Here is a 14,581-nt window from a genome sequence, read left to right on the forward strand (position 1 = left end):
GGTCGGGTCGATGGCCTGGCGGGTCCGAAGACATGCAGGCTACCGTTGTAAAACGTAGCTCCCTTCTTTTGACAAGCAAGTTTTGACAGGCAAGCCGGGAGCGAGCCACCGAGGGCTCTGGCGTTTCACGCGAACGCACATAATAAAGGGATTCACCGCATGAGGAAATCACTACTCGCCCTGCTGCTCCTGGCTTCGGCAGGTTGGGCACATGGGCAAGTGCAACTTCGGGAAGATATTCCCACCATAAAGCTGTCGCCTCAGGTGCGCAGCAGCCCCGTGACCGAGGCTATCCCCAGCATTGCGCTGAAATCGATCAACAGTTTTCTGCTGAGTAACCGTATCGTCGACAAGGCCGAGGATTTCGAAGCGGCGCCCTACATTGTCGCCGGTGATGCCGAGCGCGTGCTCAGCGGCGCCGGTGACCGGATCTTTGCCCGTGGCCATTTCGACCCGGCACAGCCGGTGTACGGCATCTTCCGCCAAGGCAAGGTCTACACCGATCCGCAGAGCAAGGAGTTCCTGGGAATCAACGCCGACGACATCGGCGGCGGCGAGGTCGTGGCCACCGAAGGCGACGTCGCCACCCTGGTGTTGCAACGCACGACCCAGGAAGTCCGCCTCGGCGACCGCCTGTTCAGTGGTGAAGAACGCTCGATCAATTCGACGTTCATGCCCAGCGCGCCGGAAACCGAGATCAACGGCTTGATCATCGATGTGCCGCGTGGGGTGACGCAGATCGGCGCACTGGACGTGGTCACGCTGAACAAGGGGCAGCGCGATGGACTGGTCGAAGGCAATGTCCTGGCGGTGATGAAAACCGGCGAAACCGTGCGTGACCGGATCACCGGCCAGCCGTTGAAGATTCCCGATGAGCGCGCGGGTCTGCTGATGGTTTTCCGTACTTACGACAAACTCAGTTATGGGCTGGTGCTCAATGCATCGCGCTCACTGTCGGTGATGGACAAGGTGCGAAATCCGTAAGTTTGCCTCACAAGTTACCAACAGAGTTATCCACAGCTTATTCCCGTTTGTACGGATGCTAATAACGATCAAGGATGATCCATGTCGATGCCTACTGTTACACCGGTTTCCCCCGCGGAACTGGAAGCTCGATTACGTCTGCACCGTTTGCCGGAACTCGGTCCTGCGCGTTTCAAGAAATTGCTCGACGCCTTCGGCTCGGCATCCAAAGCGCTCAGTGCACCAGCCAGTGCCTGGCGCGCGCTGGGTTTGCCACTGGCCTGTTCCGAGGCCAGACGAAGCGCCGAGATTCGTGACGGTGCCAGCCATGCATTGGCCTGGCTGGAGCGTCCGGCCCAGCATTTACTGATGTGGGACCAACCGGACTACCCGGCACTGCTGGCGCAAATCAGCGATGCACCACCGCTGTTATTTGTCGCGGGCAACCCGGGCATTCTGGAAAAACCACAACTGGCGATGGTCGGCAGTCGTCGCGCGTCCCGGCCAGGGATGGACACCGCTGCCGCGTTTTCCCGCAGCCTGGCCGGTGCCGGGTTTGTCATCACCAGCGGCCTGGCCATGGGCATTGACGCCGCCGCGCACCAGGCCGCGCTGGACGTCGGCGGGCAAACGGTCGGTGTGCTCGGTACGGGGCTCGAGAAGTTTTATCCACAGCGAAATCGACGCCTGGCGGACGCCATGATCGCTTCGGGCAGCGCAGTGCTTTCGGAGTTTCCGCTGGATGCGGGCCCAAGCGCCGGCAACTTCCCTCGGCGCAACCGGATCATCAGTGGTTTGTCACTCGGGGTGCTGGTGGTCGAAGCCAGTGTTGCCAGCGGTTCACTGATCACCGCGAGGCTGGCGGCGGAACAGGGGCGCGAGGTGTTTGCGATGCCCGGGTCGATCCATCATCCCGGCGCCCGGGGCTGCCATCAGTTGATCCGTGACGGTGCGGTGCTAGTCGAAACCATCGAACATATCCTCGAAGCCTTGCGCGGCTGGCAACGACTGCCGTTATCCACAGAAACCTGCACCACTGCATCGAATCACCCATTGCTGAAGCTGCTGCATGCCGCGCCTCACACCAGTGAAGCGCTGGCCAATGCAAGCGGCTGGGCCTTGCCGAAAGTGCTGGTGGCGTTGACGGAACTGGAAATGGACGGTCGCGCCGTTTGCGAAAGCGGACGCTGGTTTGCGCGGGTGAGCTAGGTTTTATAAACAAGATCGGTAAACTGCACGGAGCCTTATTCTGGAGTGTTTTTCATGGTCAACAGTTGGCGTGTGCAACAAGCCGCGCAAGCAATTCGCGCCGGGGCGGTGATTGCCTACCCAACCGAAGCAGTCTGGGGTCTGGGTTGCGACCCATGGGACGAGGAAGCGGTGGAGCGTCTACTGCTGATCAAGGGCCGATCTGCGGATAAGGGGCTGATTCTGGTCGCCGACAACATCCGTCAGTTCGATTTCCTCTTCGAAGACTTCCCCGAATTGTGGATGGACCGCATGGCCAGCACCTGGCCGGGGCCGAACACCTGGTTGGTGCCGCACCAGAACCTGCTGCCGGAGTGGATTACCGGCGTGCATGAAACCGTGGCGCTGCGGGTCAGCGATCACCCGCTGGTGCGGGATTTGTGCGCGCTGGTCGGGCCGTTGGTGTCGACGTCGGCCAATCCGCAGGGGCGCCCGGCGGCACGCACGCGGATTCGCGTCGAGCAGTATTTCCGTGGCCAGGTGGATCTGGTGCTGGGCGGAAACCTGGGCGGACGCAAGAACCCGAGCGTGATTCGCGATCTGGCGACCGGCAAGGTTGTGCGTCCGGACTGAGACCGCGACATCGTTTATCGCTGGCAAGCCAGCTCCTACAGGTTCATTGCGAACCTTGCAGGAGCTGGCTTGCCAGCGAAGTCGTCCTTAAGGCAGCAGGACAACCGAACCCGTCGTGCGCCGCGCCGACAACTCGGTCTGCGCCTTCGCCGCGTCGGCCAGTGGATAACGCTGGCTGATGTCCACGGTCAACTTGCCGCTGATGATCATCTCGAACAACTCGTCGGCCATGCGTTGCAGGTTCTCGGCGTTGTTTGCATAAGTGCCGAGGGTTGGCCGGGTCACGTACAGCGAGCCTTTCCCCGCCAGGATCCCCAGGTTCACGCCGTCGACCGCGCCGGACGCATTGCCGAAACTCACCACCAGCCCACGCGGCGCGACGCTGTCGAGTGAGGTCAGCCAGGTGTCCTTGCCAACGCCGTCGTACACCACCGGGACTTTTTTGCCGTCGGTCAATTCCAGCACGCGCTGGGCGACGTTTTCGTGGCTGTAGTCGATGGTCGCCCAGGCGCCGTTTGCTTTGGCCAGTGCGGCTTTCTCCGCCGAGCTGACCGTACCGATCAGCTTCACGCCCAAGGCCCTGGCCCATTGGCAAGCCAGGGAGCCGACGCCGCCCGCCGCGGCGTGGAACAGGATGGTTTCGCCACCCTTGAGTTCATAAGTCTGACGCAGCAAATACTGCACGGTCAGGCCCTTGAGCATCACCCCGGCTGCCTGTTCGAAACTGATGGCGTCCGGCAGTTTCACCAGATTGGCCTCGGGCAAGACGTGAACCTCGCTGTAGGCGCCCAGAGGACCGCTGCCATAGGCCACACGATCGCCTATCCTGAAGCGGGTCACGTCGCTGCCCACTGCCTCGACCACGCCCGCCCCCTCTGAACCGACACCCGATGGCAGGGATGGCGGCGGGTACAGACCGCTGCGGTAATAGGTGTCGATGAAGTTCAGGCCGATGGCCTTGTTGGTTACGCGCACTTCCTTCGGACCGGGCTCGGCGGGTTGGTAATCCACATACTCGAGCACTTCGGGACCGCCATGGGCGCGGAACTGGATACGCTTTGCCATCAGAACTCTCCATAGGTCGTTTTACCAAGCTCCCTATCGGACTCCTAAGCTTGATCTTCGTCAACTGCGGCGGGTCGACTTGCGATGGTATGCTACGGGCCCATTTGCGCAGGCTGAGCTCCCATGGAGCGCCGCGTAGTATTGCCCGATTCAAGGTGATGACATGACGACCCGCACCGAGGCCGTAAAAGCCTACCTGCTTGACCTGCAAAACCGTATTTGCGCCGCCCTGGAAGCCGAAGACGGTGGCACGCAATTCGTCGAAGACGCCTGGACCAGGCCGGCCGGCGGTGGCGGTCGTACCCGCGTGATCGAAAACGGCACGGTGATTGAAAAGGGAGGCGTCAACTTTTCCCACGTCTTCGGCAGTGGTCTGCCACCCTCTGCCAGCGCTCATCGTCCGGAGCTGGCCGGCCGTGGTTTCGAAGCTCTCGGTGTGTCGCTGGTAATTCATCCGCACAACCCGCATGTGCCGACTTCCCACGCCAATGTGCGCTTTTTCATCGCTGAAAAAGAAGGTGAAGAAGCGGTCTGGTGGTTTGGCGGCGGCTTCGACCTGACCCCGTATTACGGCAACGAAGAAGATTGCATCCACTGGCACCGCGTCGCCGAGCAGGCCTGTGCGCCATTCGGCCCGGATGTTTACCCGCGCTACAAGGCCTGGTGCGACAGCTACTTCCACATCAAGCATCGTCACGAGCCGCGAGGCATCGGCGGGCTGTTTTTCGACGACCTGAACGAGTGGGACTTCGACACCAGCTTCGCTTTCATGCGCGCTATCGGTGACGCGTACATCGACGCCTACCTGCCGATCGTGCAGCGCCGCAAGAACGATGCGTTCACCGCCAAACAGCGTGAATTCCAGGAATTCCGCCGTGGTCGCTACGTTGAATTCAACCTGGTCTATGACCGCGGCACGTTGTTCGGCCTGCAGTCAGGTGGTCGCACCGAGTCGATTTTGATGTCCCTGCCGCCGCAAGTGCGCTGGGGCTACGACTGGAAGGCCGAGCCCGACAGCGAAGAAGCGCGCCTGACCGAGTATTTTCTGCAAGACCGCGATTGGTTGGCCGAAGCCTGAACGAGGAAACCTGATGGACCGTTATGTCGTATTCGGTAACCCGATTGGCCACAGCAAGTCACCGCTGATCCATCGCCTGTTCGCCGAGCAGACCGCACAGAAGCTGGACTACAACACGCTGTTGGCACCACTCGACGACTTTTCCACTTGTGCCCGGACTTTTTTCCTCGAAGGGCGCGGCGCCAATGTGACGGTGCCGTTCAAGGAAGAAGCCTTTCGATTGGCGAACAGCCTGACTGCGCGGGCGCAGCGTGCCGGTGCGGTCAATACCTTGAGCAAACTGGCCGATGGCAGTCTGCTGGGCGACAACACCGACGGTGCAGGGTTGGTGCGGGACCTGACGGTCAACGCCGGGTTCAGCCTCAAGGGCAAACGCATCCTGTTGCTCGGTGCTGGTGGTGCGGTGCGTGGTGCGCTGGAGCCGCTGCTGGCCGAGCAACCGGCATCGGTGATCGTCGCCAACCGCACGCTGGACAAGGCCGAACTGCTGGCGGAGCTGTTCGGCGATCTGGGGCCGGTCTCGGCCAGCGGTTACGACTGGTTGCGGGAGTCGGTGGACCTGATCATCAATGCGACCTCCGCGAGTCTGACGGGCGATGTGCCGCCAATCGCGTCCAGCCTGATCGAACCCGGCAAAACGGTGTGCTACGACATGATGTACGGCAAGGAGCCGACCTCGTTCTGCCGCTGGGCCAGCGAACACGGGGCCGCGGTGGCGATGGATGGCTTGGGGATGCTGGCCGAGCAAGCGGCGGAAGCGTTCTTCCTGTGGCGCGGAGTGCGCCCGGATACGGCGCCGGTGTTGGCCGAACTTCGCCGACAACTGGCCCTATAACCTACTGTAGGAGCGAGCTTGCTCGCGAAAAACCCGAGGGCGCTGTTGAGCATCTGGTTTTGCGCGTAATCGTTCACGACCTTCGCGAGCTAGCTCGCTCCTACAGAGAGCGGTGTTTCAGTCTTCAAACCGGATCGGGCATTTCTCCGCCCCTTCCAGCTTCCTCAACTCTTCCACCACCTGCGGCCGGGCCCGGCGCAAGGTCAGGCTGCGGTCCTGGCGCAGCAGGCGCCGCGCTTCCTGATGCAGCATTTCCACTCCTGAATAGTCGATGAAGTTGATCTGCTGCGCCTCGATCACCACGCGCGCGCCGTGCATGCGTTGCAGGCGTACTTGCAGGTAATGGCTGGCACCGAAAAAGATCGAGCCCCCTACCCGCAGAATGTCTTCCTCGCCATCTCGCACGTGCTGCACCCGTGGTTGCGATGTGCGTTTGAGGTAGAAAAAAAGCGAGGCCAGCACACCGGCGTAGATCGCCGTCTGCAACTCCAGCAGCAGCGTGGCGACACAGGTCAGCGCCATGACCACAAATTCGGCACGGCTGACCCGCAACAACGCACGAATGCCGCGATGGTCCACCAGTCCCCAGGCAATCAACAGAATACTGCCCGCCATGGCCGGAATCGGTATGTGTTCGATCAGTCGCGCGCCAAAAATGGCGAACAGCGCCACCCACAGTGCGGAAAAAATCCCCGCCAGCGGCGAACAGGCACCGGCCTCGTAGCTCAGTCCGGAGCGGGTAAAAGAACCGGCAGACAACGAACCGGAAAAAAACGCACCGACGATATTCGATAAGCCCTGGGCGCGAACTTCCTGGTTGGCGTCGAGCAATTGCTGCGAACGTGCGGAGATCGAGCGGGCAATCGACAGGCTGGTCACCAGCCCGAGCATGCCCACTGCCACGGCGCTGGGCAGCAAGCGCAGGATCAGGTCAAGGTCCAGCGGTAACGGACTGAATGGCGGCAGCTTGCCGGTGAAGGCGCTGACCAGTTGCACATGGCCGAACATCGATGGCCAAAGCCAGACCAGCAATGCACCCAGCACCAGAGTGATCATTAGCGTCGGCCAGCGTGGCAACCACAGCTTGAGGATCACGCCCACCACGACCGTCGCCAGCCCCAGCGCCAGCGAAGGTTTGTCCATTTCGCCGAGATGGCGCAACAAGGTGATGAAACTGTCCAGTGCGGTGGCCTGGCTGGGCAAGTCCAGCCCCAGCAGGTTAGGCAGTTGACCGATGGCAATCACCACGGCAGCGCCAAGGGTGAAGCCGAGTACCACCGAGTGAGAGACGAAATTCACCAGCGCGCCAAACCGCAGCAAACCCAGCAGCCACTGAAAGATGCCGGCAAGAAACGTCAGTAACAGGATCAGCATGACGTAGTCCTGCGACACTGGAACGGCCAGAGGACTGACGCTTGCGTACAGGACAATCGAGATGGCCGCCGTAGGACCGCAGATCAAATGCCACGATGAACCCCACAGGCAGGCGATCAGCACCGGGATGATTGCGGCGTACAGGCCGTATTCCGGTGGGAGACCGGCAATCAGGGCGTAGGCAATGGACTGCGGCAACGCGAGAATCGCACCGCTGAGGCCGACGATCAGGTCGCGCCCGACACTGGCGCGGGTTTGCCGGGGCAACCAGGTAAGGAACGGGAAGAGTGAATGGCGGCTTGGCAGGGCCATGGGGCCTCTCGGTCGGGGTTTTGCGAAAGAGTATCAGGACATGACCTGTGGGAGCGGGCTTGCTCGCGAAGGCGGTGGGTCAGACAACATTAATGTCGACTGATCCGCCGCCTTCGCGAGCAAGCCGGATCGCCGCACCGCCGCTCCCACAGGTATTGGTTACAACTTGGCTTTGACCGCCGGCAACGCATCCTTGCCATCCACGGTCTTCACACCATCGAGCCATTTATCCAGCACAGCCGGGTTGGCCTTGATCCACGCCTTGGCCGCGTCGGCATTGCTGACCTTGTTGTTCACCACCTCGGCCATGATGCTGTTCTCCATGTCCTGGGTGAAGCTCAGGTTGGTCAGCAGTTTGCCGACGTTCGGGCAGGCCTGTGCATAACCTTTGCGGGTCAGGGTGTGGACGGTGCCGGTGTCACCGAAGTATTTCTCGCCGCCCTTGAGGTAATGCATTTTCAGCTGCACGTTCATCGGGTGCGGGGTCCAGCCGAGGAAAGTCACGAATTTCTGTTTTTTCACCGCGCGGGACACTTCCGCCAGCATTGCCTGCTCGCTGGACTCGACCAGTTTCCACTGGCCCATGTCGAAATCGTTTTTCTTGATGATCTCTTGCAGCGAGATGTTCGCCGGTGCGCCGGAGCCGATGCCGTAGATCTTGTGGTCGAACTTGTCGGCGTATTTGTTCAGGTCGGCGAAGTCATGCACACCCGCGTCCCATACGTAGTCCGGCACGGCGAGGGTGAATTCGGTGCCGTCGAGGTTCTTCGCCAATTGCGTGACATCACCGCTGGCGACGAATTTGTCATAGAAGCCCTGCTGCGCCGGCATCCAGTTACCCAGGAATACATCGACCTGGCCATCCTTGAGCCCGCCAAAGGTGATCGGCACCGCGAGGGTGTCGACCTTGGCCTTGTAGCCCATGCCGTCCAGCAGAAACCCGGTGATGGCATTGGTCGCGGCGATGTCGCTCCAGCCCGGATCGGCCATCTTCACCGTCTCGCAACTCTGATCGGCAAACGCCGATGCACTGCCCAGTGCCAGGAGCCCGACCGTCAGTACTGTGGATAACTTTTGCATGGACTTCCCCTTAACGTTATTGGTTTTGGCAGGGTTGTGGATAACGTGCTTTACGCTCCAGATCGTCGAGGTCGATGTGGTTGCGCATGTATTGCTGACTGGCGTCCACCAGCGGCTGGTGATCCCAGCTCTTCAGCTTGCCGAGGGTCAGCGCCTCGGCCACGAAACGCCGGCGCCGCTGGCTGGCAAGCACCTGCTGGTGAATCGTCGGGATATTCCACTTGGCTCGCGCTTCGGCGAGAAAATCGTCGAACAACTGACGATGTTGTGGCGAATGGCTGAGTTCTTCCCGTTCGTGAGGGTCATTGTGTACGTCGAAGAGCAGGCAGGGGTCGTCTTCGCTGTAGATGAATTTGTAGGCACCTCGGCGGATCATCATCAGCGGGCTGATGGTGCCTTCGGCCATGTATTCGCCGAATACCTCGTCGTGACCGCCCTGCCCTTGCAGGTGCGGAACCAGCGAACGGCCATCCAGCGGCAAGCCCGGTTCCAGCGAGCCACCGGCCAGTTCGACGAATGTCGGTAGCAGGTCGGCGGTCGAAACGCTGGCGCTGACCCGACCGGCACCGAATTGCCCCGGCGCGCTGATCAACAAGGGAACCCGTGCGGCCATTTCGAACCAGTGCATTTTGTACCAGAGCCCGCGCTCGCCGAGCATGTCGCCGTGGTCGCCGGAGAACACGATGATGGTGTCATCGATCAGCCCGGTATCTTCGAGGGTTTGCAGGAGTTTGCCGACGTTGCTGTCGATATAGCTGCACGCGCCGAAATAGGCGCGGCGGGCGTCGTGTATCTTGTCCACAGGCAGAGGTTTGTCCCACAGGTCATAGACCTTGAGCAAACGTTGCGAGTGCGGATCGAGATCGTACTGCTCCGGCGTTGCAGGCAACGGGATGTCGGCGTCGTCGTACAGATCCCAGAAGGCTTTGGGAATCGTGTACGGGTCGTGCGGGTGAGTCATCGAAACGGTCAGGCAGAACGGCTGGTCGCCATCTTCGCGGATATGGTCGAACAGGTACTGCCGGGCCTTGAACACCACCTCTTCGTCGAAATCCAGCTGATTGGTGCGCACGCACGGGCCGGCTTGCAGCACTGACGACATGTTGTGATACCAGGTCGGACGCACGTCCGGCTCATCCCAGTTCACCGCCCAGCCGTAGTCGGCGGGGTAAATATCACTGGTCAGGCGTTCTTCGTAGCCATGCAACTGGTCCGGCCCACAGAAATGCATCTTGCCCGACAAGGCGGTGCGGTATCCGAGGCGACGCAGGTAGTGGGCGTAGGTCGGTACGTCGGCGGGGAAATCGGCGGCGTTGTCGTAGGCGCCGATCTTGCTCGGCAACTGGCCACTGACCAGGGTGAAACGCGACGGCGCACACAACGGGCTGTTGCAATAAGCGGAGTCGAACACCACGCCCTGTTCGGCGAGGCGGCTGAGATGGGGGAGTTTGACGGGCGACGGGCCGTAGAACGGCAACATTGGCGCGGCCATTTGATCGGCCATGATGAAAAGAATGTTCTTGCGCTTCATGTGATCGCGGCATTCCATAGTGGATGTTTATGCGAGAGTGCTGGCTTCGAGAATGAAACCCTCGCACTTTGCGGTAAAGCCCATGCACGGCAATGACTAGGATAAGCACAGCTTATGTATGACACCCTTGGTGACCTGTCACTGGACCTGCTTCGTGCCTTCGAAGCGGCGGCCCGACAGCACAGCTTCACTGCGGCGGCGGTTGAGCTGGGTACCACGCAACCGGCCATCAGCCAGCAGATCAAGCGCCTGGAGGAACAACTGGCGACTCGCCTGTTCGACCGCATTTATCGCGGCATCGAACTGACCGAGGCCGGGCAGATTCTTTTCGAGCAGGTTCAGCTCGGTTTGCAGAATATAGACGCAGGATTGAGCGCAATCAGTGCACAGCAACAGCATGAAGTGCTGCAGGTTGCCACGGATTTTGCCTTCGCCGCCTATTGGTTGATGCCGCGATTGCACCGCTTTCACGCGGCCAATCCGCAGGTGGATGTCAGCCTGGTCACCAGTGAACGCAGCCATAACATGCTACGTACCGATATCGATGTGGCGGTGCTGTTCGGCGATGGCCGCTTCAAGCAGGGTGAAAGCCATTGGCTGTTCAGCGAGGAAGTGTTTCCGGTGTGCAGCCCGCAGTTGTTGAGCGAGCGGACCTTGCCCTTGCCGGCCCAGGCATTGCTGGAGTTTCCGTTGCTGCACCTGCGTGGGGAACACAGCAGTAACTGGTTCGACTGGAGCGGTGTGTTCCGCGAGTTGGGCATCACCTCGGCTCCGGCGCCCGGGCAACTGCGCTTCGACAATTACACCTTGCTGATTCAGGCGGCGATTGGCGGGCAGGGCGTGGCCATTGGCTGGCGCCACCTTGTGGATAACTTGCTGGCCCAGGGGCTGTTGTGTCGACCGATTGCCGAAACCGCGATGTCCAGGTTGGGCTACTACGTGGTCCTGCCACAACGCAAACGGCGCGGAGCATTGATCCAGCGATTTGTGGACTGGTTGATGGCCGAGCAGGCCAGCAGTGCGGAGTCGTTGTCGGGGTTGTCATTGCCTTCGATTGCGGTGTGAAACGTGAAAAGATCGCAGCCTGTGCCGCGTGATCTGCCCGACCGGATTTAGAGGATTTCCAATGCAGCGCATAACGGGCTACCACGCCCATGTCTATTTCGACGCCAGCACCATCGATCAGGCGCGGGCCTTGTGTGAGCAGGCGGCGCAACTGTTTCCACTGAAAATGGGTCGCGTGCACGAGCGCCCGGTCGGTCCGCACCCGGACTGGAGCTGTCAGTTGGCGTTCGAGCCACAGGTGCTGGGCGAGGTACTGCCGTGGCTGGTGCTCAACCGCAAAGGGCTGGTGGTGTTCCTGCACCCGGACACCGGCGACGATTTGCTTGACCACACTGAGCACGCGATCTGGATGGGCGCAATCCGGCCGCTGGACCTGTCTATTTTTTGATCAGAGTGTTTCTTCAGCCTCACCGGGCAAGTGTTCGTCCAGATGCAGCCACGGCAGGCGGCTGTCAGTCCAGATGTGTCGCTCGGCCGGTGCTTGCTCGGGATGGTCGAGGGTGGCGATGGTCAAGTCGATGCTGTCCGGGCTCAGGTGCGTCACCACTGCCAATTGCGCCCCACAGTGGCCGCAGAAATATCGCGCGCAGGTAGAGGAAGAGTCGTACCGCGACGGCGTCCCGGCCAGCCATTGAAAGGCGGATGCCGGCACGGTGATCCAGGTGGTCACGATGCCGCCGCTCACCCGTCGGCAAATCGAGCAATGGCAGTGGACGATATCCTGCAGTGGCCCGCTGAATTGATAGCGCAGTTGCCCGCAGTGGCAGCCGCCGGTGTGAATTTCGTTCATGGCATTGCTCCTGATGCGTAATTACCGACGCCTTCGCGAGCAAGCCCGCACCCACATTGGCTTTGTGTACGACACAGATCCGGTGTGGGAGCGGGCTTGCTCGCGAAGGCCGTAACCCGGTTCACCTTCATGCCCCAGTCCGACGACCGGTTGTACTTCCGATCAACGCGTTCATCGCCGAAAGCTGGCTGAAAGCTTCCCCGATTAGGATCGCCCCCACTACCGGCAACAGACCGGTTGGCCAATGCCAGCGTTTTATCGCTCGCACAGCCCATTTAACAACAACAATGGTGATTCTGATGTCCTCTTCTACCCGCCGCTTCGCTGCAACTCCGTCCGTACGTCTCGTGCTTCCCGTACTGCGCTGATCCCGCCCGATCCGCCCATTCCCTAGTCGCGCTACGCCTGGAGTATTCCCATGCTGACTTTCCTTGGCTTCGCCATGGTCATCACGTTCATGTTCCTGATCATGACCAAGCGCCTTTCCGCGCTGATCGCCCTGATCATCATTCCGATCATCTTTGCCCTGTTCGGCGGTTTTTCGCCGAAGATAGGCCCGATGATGCTCGAAGGCATCACCAAGCTTGCGCCAACCGGCGTGATGCTGATGTTCGCAATCCTGTACTTCGCCCTGATGATCGACTCCGGCCTGTTCGACCCGGCCGTGCGCAAGATCCTCAAACTGGTCAAGGGCGACCCGCTGAAAGTTTCGGTCGGTACCGCCGTACTGGCGCTGATCGTGTCCATGGACGGTGATGGCGCCACCACTTACATGATCTGCGTGGCCGCCATGCTGCCGCTCTACAGCCGTATCGGCATGAGCCCGCGGATCATGGCCGGCCTGATCATCCTCGCCGGTGGCGTGATGAACATGACCCCGTGGGGCGGCCCGACCGCTCGTGCCGCCAGTGCGTTGCATGTGGACCCGTCCGACATCTTCGTACCGATGATCCCTGCGATGCTGGCCGGTGTAGTGGCGATCCTGGTCATCGCCTACTTCTACGGCAAGCGTGAGCGTGCACGCCTGGGTGAACTGCACCTGGTGGGTGATGAAATCGACCACAGCGAAATCAGCGTTTCGCAGTTCCCGGATGCCCGTCGTCCGAACCTGATCTGGTTCAACGGCGCCCTGACCCTGGCCCTGATGGGCACCCTGATCGCCGGCCTGCTGCCATTGCCGGTGCTGTTCATGGTGGCGTTCAGTATCGCCATGATCGTCAACTATCCTTGCCTGCAACAGCAGAAGGATCGCGTCGCGGCTCACGCCGGTAGCGTATTGGCCGTGGTCGGGCTGATCTTTGCGGCCGGTATCTTCACCGGTATCCTGACCGGCACCGGGATGGTCGATGCGATGTCGAAAAGCCTGCTGGCGGTGATCCCGGATTTCCTCGGCCCGTATCTGGCAGTGATCACGGCGCTGGTGAGCATGCCGTTCACATTCTTCATGTCGAACGATGCATTTTATTACGGCGTGTTACCGGTACTTGCCGAAGCCGCGAGCCATTACGGTATAACCGCGGTGGAAATGGCACGTGCCTCGATCGTCGGTCAGCCCGTCCACCTGTTGAGCCCGCTGGTTCCATCGACTTATCTGTTGGTGGCCCTGGCCGGCATCGATTTCGGTGACCACCAGCGCTTCACCCTCAAGTGGGCAGTGCTGGTTTGTACCTGCATACTGATTGCTGCTTTGCTATTGGGGACTTTCCCGGTGTTCAGCACTCTATAAGCCCAAGACTCACCACTTCGGGTCCAGGCTTCGCTGTTTGAAGCCCGGGCCCTTTGTGGTTTAACACTCGCTCAAAGGAATACACATGGATTGGCTGACCAACCCTGAAATCTGGGTTGCCTTCTTTACCCTGACCGCCCTGGAAATCGTCCTGGGTATCGATAACATCATCATGATTTCGATCCTGGTCAGCCGCATGCCCAAACACATGCAGGCGCGCACCCGGATTTTCGGGCTGGCGCTGGCCATGGTCACGCGAATTCTGCTTCTGCTGTCGATCACCTGGGTCATGCGCCTGACGGCGGACCTGTTCGAACTGTTCGGCCAGGGTATTTCCGGACGCGACCTGATCCTGTTCTTCGGTGGTCTGTTCCTGCTGTGGAAAAGCTCGCAAGAGATGTACCACGCGCTGGAAGGTGAAGATGAGAGCAACGACGAGCCTTCGGGCAAGGGCGGCAACTTCCTCTACACCATCATCCAGATCGCGATCATCGACATCGTGTTCTCCCTGGACTCGGTGATCACCGCAGTCGGCATGGTTTCCCACGTGCCGGTCATGGTCGCGGCAATCATCGTGGCCGTGCTGGTGATGATGTGGGCATCCGGCACCATCAGTGAATTCATCGACAAGCACCCATCGCTGAAGATGCTGGCCCTGTCGTTCCTGTTGATCGTCGGTACGGTGCTGATTGCCGAAGCCTTCGACGTGCACGTGCCAAAAGGCTACGTCTACTTCGCCATGGCGTTCTCGCTGGCAGTGGAAGCTATCAACATCAGGATGCGCACAACCATTGCAAAAAAGAAGGCGCAGCAAGCTCCGGTAAAGCTGCGCAAGGACATTCCGGGCCAGTAACCCGGTAATACGCAACACCCTGTGGGAGCGGGCTTGCTCGCGAAAGCGGTGTGTCAGACAACATTAATGTCGACTGACACGACGCCTT

At 60.5% G+C, this 14,581-nt stretch carries 14 protein-coding genes; 9 read left to right on the plus strand and 5 right to left on the minus strand.

The annotated features are described in order from the left end of the window. Window positions 1–159 precede the first annotated feature (159 nt). The 3 genes from AC06G5_RS00095 to tsaC all read left to right on the plus strand — a co-directional run bounded on the left by AC06G5_RS00095 (window position 160) and on the right by tsaC (window position 2,784). Window positions 160–984 (plus strand): peptidoglycan-binding protein, encoded by an 825-nt coding sequence (locus tag AC06G5_RS00095; RefSeq protein ID WP_413422978.1) that lies wholly within the window; start codon window positions 160–162, stop codon window positions 982–984. An 81-nt stretch (window positions 985–1,065) separates the two neighbouring features. Next, window positions 1,066–2,172, plus strand: a complete 1,107-nt coding sequence (gene dprA / locus AC06G5_RS00100) for a DNA-processing protein DprA (RefSeq protein WP_413422980.1) — start codon at window positions 1,066–1,068, stop codon at window positions 2,170–2,172. A 54-nt stretch (window positions 2,173–2,226) separates the two neighbouring features. After that, the gene (gene tsaC, locus AC06G5_RS00105; RefSeq protein ID WP_413422982.1) at window positions 2,227–2,784 is read left to right on the plus strand and encodes an L-threonylcarbamoyladenylate synthase type 1 TsaC; all 558 of its coding nucleotides are present in this window, start codon (window positions 2,227–2,229) and stop codon (window positions 2,782–2,784) included. 87 nt (window positions 2,785–2,871) lie between these two features. On the opposite strand, the gene AC06G5_RS00110 is transcribed toward tsaC, so the two are convergent. Then, on the minus strand, window positions 2,872–3,849 hold the full coding sequence (locus AC06G5_RS00110) for an NADPH:quinone reductase (RefSeq protein WP_413422984.1): 978 nt from the start codon (window positions 3,847–3,849) through the stop codon (window positions 2,872–2,874). A 163-nt stretch (window positions 3,850–4,012) separates the two neighbouring features. Here AC06G5_RS00110 and hemF point away from each other — a divergent pair, with 163 nt between their 5' ends. Next, window positions 4,013–4,927, plus strand: a complete 915-nt coding sequence (hemF, locus tag AC06G5_RS00115; RefSeq protein ID WP_413703789.1) for an oxygen-dependent coproporphyrinogen oxidase — start codon at window positions 4,013–4,015, stop codon at window positions 4,925–4,927. Window positions 4,928–4,940: 13 nt separating this feature from the next. Further along, on the plus strand, window positions 4,941–5,762 hold the full coding sequence (gene aroE / locus AC06G5_RS00120) for a shikimate dehydrogenase (RefSeq protein WP_413422988.1): 822 nt from the start codon (window positions 4,941–4,943) through the stop codon (window positions 5,760–5,762). Between the two features lie 117 nt (window positions 5,763–5,879). Here aroE and AC06G5_RS00125 read toward each other — a convergent pair whose 3' ends face one another. From AC06G5_RS00125 to betC, 3 genes are all read right to left on the minus strand, one after another. Further along, complete coding sequence (locus tag AC06G5_RS00125) at window positions 5,880–7,448, minus strand: SulP family inorganic anion transporter (protein ID WP_413422990.1); 1,569 nt, start codon at window positions 7,446–7,448, stop codon at window positions 5,880–5,882. 159 nt (window positions 7,449–7,607) lie between these two features. After that, window positions 7,608–8,528, minus strand: a complete 921-nt coding sequence (gene choX, locus AC06G5_RS00130; RefSeq protein ID WP_413427883.1) for a choline ABC transporter substrate-binding protein — start codon at window positions 8,526–8,528, stop codon at window positions 7,608–7,610. Between the two features lie 16 nt (window positions 8,529–8,544). After that, the gene (betC, locus tag AC06G5_RS00135; protein ID WP_413427884.1) at window positions 8,545–10,059 is read right to left on the minus strand and encodes a choline-sulfatase; all 1,515 of its coding nucleotides are present in this window, start codon (window positions 10,057–10,059) and stop codon (window positions 8,545–8,547) included. 114 nt (window positions 10,060–10,173) lie between these two features. Between betC and AC06G5_RS00140 the strand changes: the two genes are divergently transcribed. Together AC06G5_RS00140 and AC06G5_RS00145 are read left to right on the plus strand one after the other, a co-directional pair. Then, window positions 10,174–11,124 (plus strand): choline sulfate utilization transcriptional regulator, encoded by a 951-nt coding sequence (locus AC06G5_RS00140; RefSeq protein WP_413427885.1) that lies wholly within the window; start codon window positions 10,174–10,176, stop codon window positions 11,122–11,124. Between the two features lie 61 nt (window positions 11,125–11,185). Continuing rightward, a complete protein-coding gene (locus AC06G5_RS00145) occupies window positions 11,186–11,512 on the plus strand; it encodes a DOPA 4,5-dioxygenase family protein (protein ID WP_413427886.1) in 327 nt (108 codons plus the stop codon). On the opposite strand, the gene AC06G5_RS00150 is transcribed toward AC06G5_RS00145, so the two are convergent. Beyond that, window positions 11,513–11,914, minus strand: coding sequence for a GFA family protein (locus AC06G5_RS00150; RefSeq protein ID WP_413427887.1), 402 nt, complete (start codon window positions 11,912–11,914; stop codon window positions 11,513–11,515). It lies immediately after the preceding gene. Window positions 11,915–12,332: 418 nt separating this feature from the next. Between AC06G5_RS00150 and AC06G5_RS00155 the strand changes: the two genes are divergently transcribed. After that, window positions 12,333–13,640: a CitMHS family transporter gene (locus tag AC06G5_RS00155; RefSeq protein ID WP_057397352.1), complete on the plus strand. Its 1,308-nt coding sequence runs from the start codon at window positions 12,333–12,335 to the stop codon at window positions 13,638–13,640. 85 nt (window positions 13,641–13,725) lie between these two features. Then, window positions 13,726–14,493: a TerC family protein gene (locus AC06G5_RS00160; protein WP_413427888.1), complete on the plus strand. Its 768-nt coding sequence runs from the start codon at window positions 13,726–13,728 to the stop codon at window positions 14,491–14,493. Window positions 14,494–14,581 lie beyond the last annotated feature (88 nt).

It is taken from the genome of Pseudomonas sp. WT-JTC (assembly GCF_056711565.1).

Excerpts from the sequence above, each read along its gene's own strand:
- AC06G5_RS00095 (WP_413422978.1), top strand. The coding sequence starts at position 160 with ATGAGGAAATCACTACTCGCCCTGCTGCTCCTGGCTTCGGCAGGTTGG.
- dprA (WP_413422980.1), top strand. The coding sequence starts at position 1,066 with ATGTCGATGCCTACTGTTACACCGGTTTCCCCCGCGGAACTGGAAGCT.
- tsaC (WP_413422982.1), top strand. The coding sequence starts at position 2,227 with ATGGTCAACAGTTGGCGTGTGCAACAAGCCGCGCAAGCAATTCGCGCC.
- AC06G5_RS00110 (WP_413422984.1), bottom strand. The coding sequence starts at position 3,849 with ATGGCAAAGCGTATCCAGTTCCGCGCCCATGGCGGTCCCGAAGTGCTC.
- hemF (WP_413703789.1), top strand. The coding sequence starts at position 4,013 with ATGACGACCCGCACCGAGGCCGTAAAAGCCTACCTGCTTGACCTGCAA.
- aroE (WP_413422988.1), top strand. The coding sequence starts at position 4,941 with ATGGACCGTTATGTCGTATTCGGTAACCCGATTGGCCACAGCAAGTCA.
- AC06G5_RS00125 (WP_413422990.1), bottom strand. The coding sequence starts at position 7,448 with ATGGCCCTGCCAAGCCGCCATTCACTCTTCCCGTTCCTTACCTGGTTG.
- choX (WP_413427883.1), bottom strand. The coding sequence starts at position 8,528 with ATGCAAAAGTTATCCACAGTACTGACGGTCGGGCTCCTGGCACTGGGC.
- betC (WP_413427884.1), bottom strand. The coding sequence starts at position 10,059 with ATGAAGCGCAAGAACATTCTTTTCATCATGGCCGATCAAATGGCCGCG.
- AC06G5_RS00140 (WP_413427885.1), top strand. The coding sequence starts at position 10,174 with ATGTATGACACCCTTGGTGACCTGTCACTGGACCTGCTTCGTGCCTTC.
- AC06G5_RS00145 (WP_413427886.1), top strand. The coding sequence starts at position 11,186 with ATGCAGCGCATAACGGGCTACCACGCCCATGTCTATTTCGACGCCAGC.
- AC06G5_RS00150 (WP_413427887.1), bottom strand. The coding sequence starts at position 11,914 with ATGAACGAAATTCACACCGGCGGCTGCCACTGCGGGCAACTGCGCTAT.
- AC06G5_RS00155 (WP_057397352.1), top strand. The coding sequence starts at position 12,333 with ATGCTGACTTTCCTTGGCTTCGCCATGGTCATCACGTTCATGTTCCTG.
- AC06G5_RS00160 (WP_413427888.1), top strand. The coding sequence starts at position 13,726 with ATGGATTGGCTGACCAACCCTGAAATCTGGGTTGCCTTCTTTACCCTG.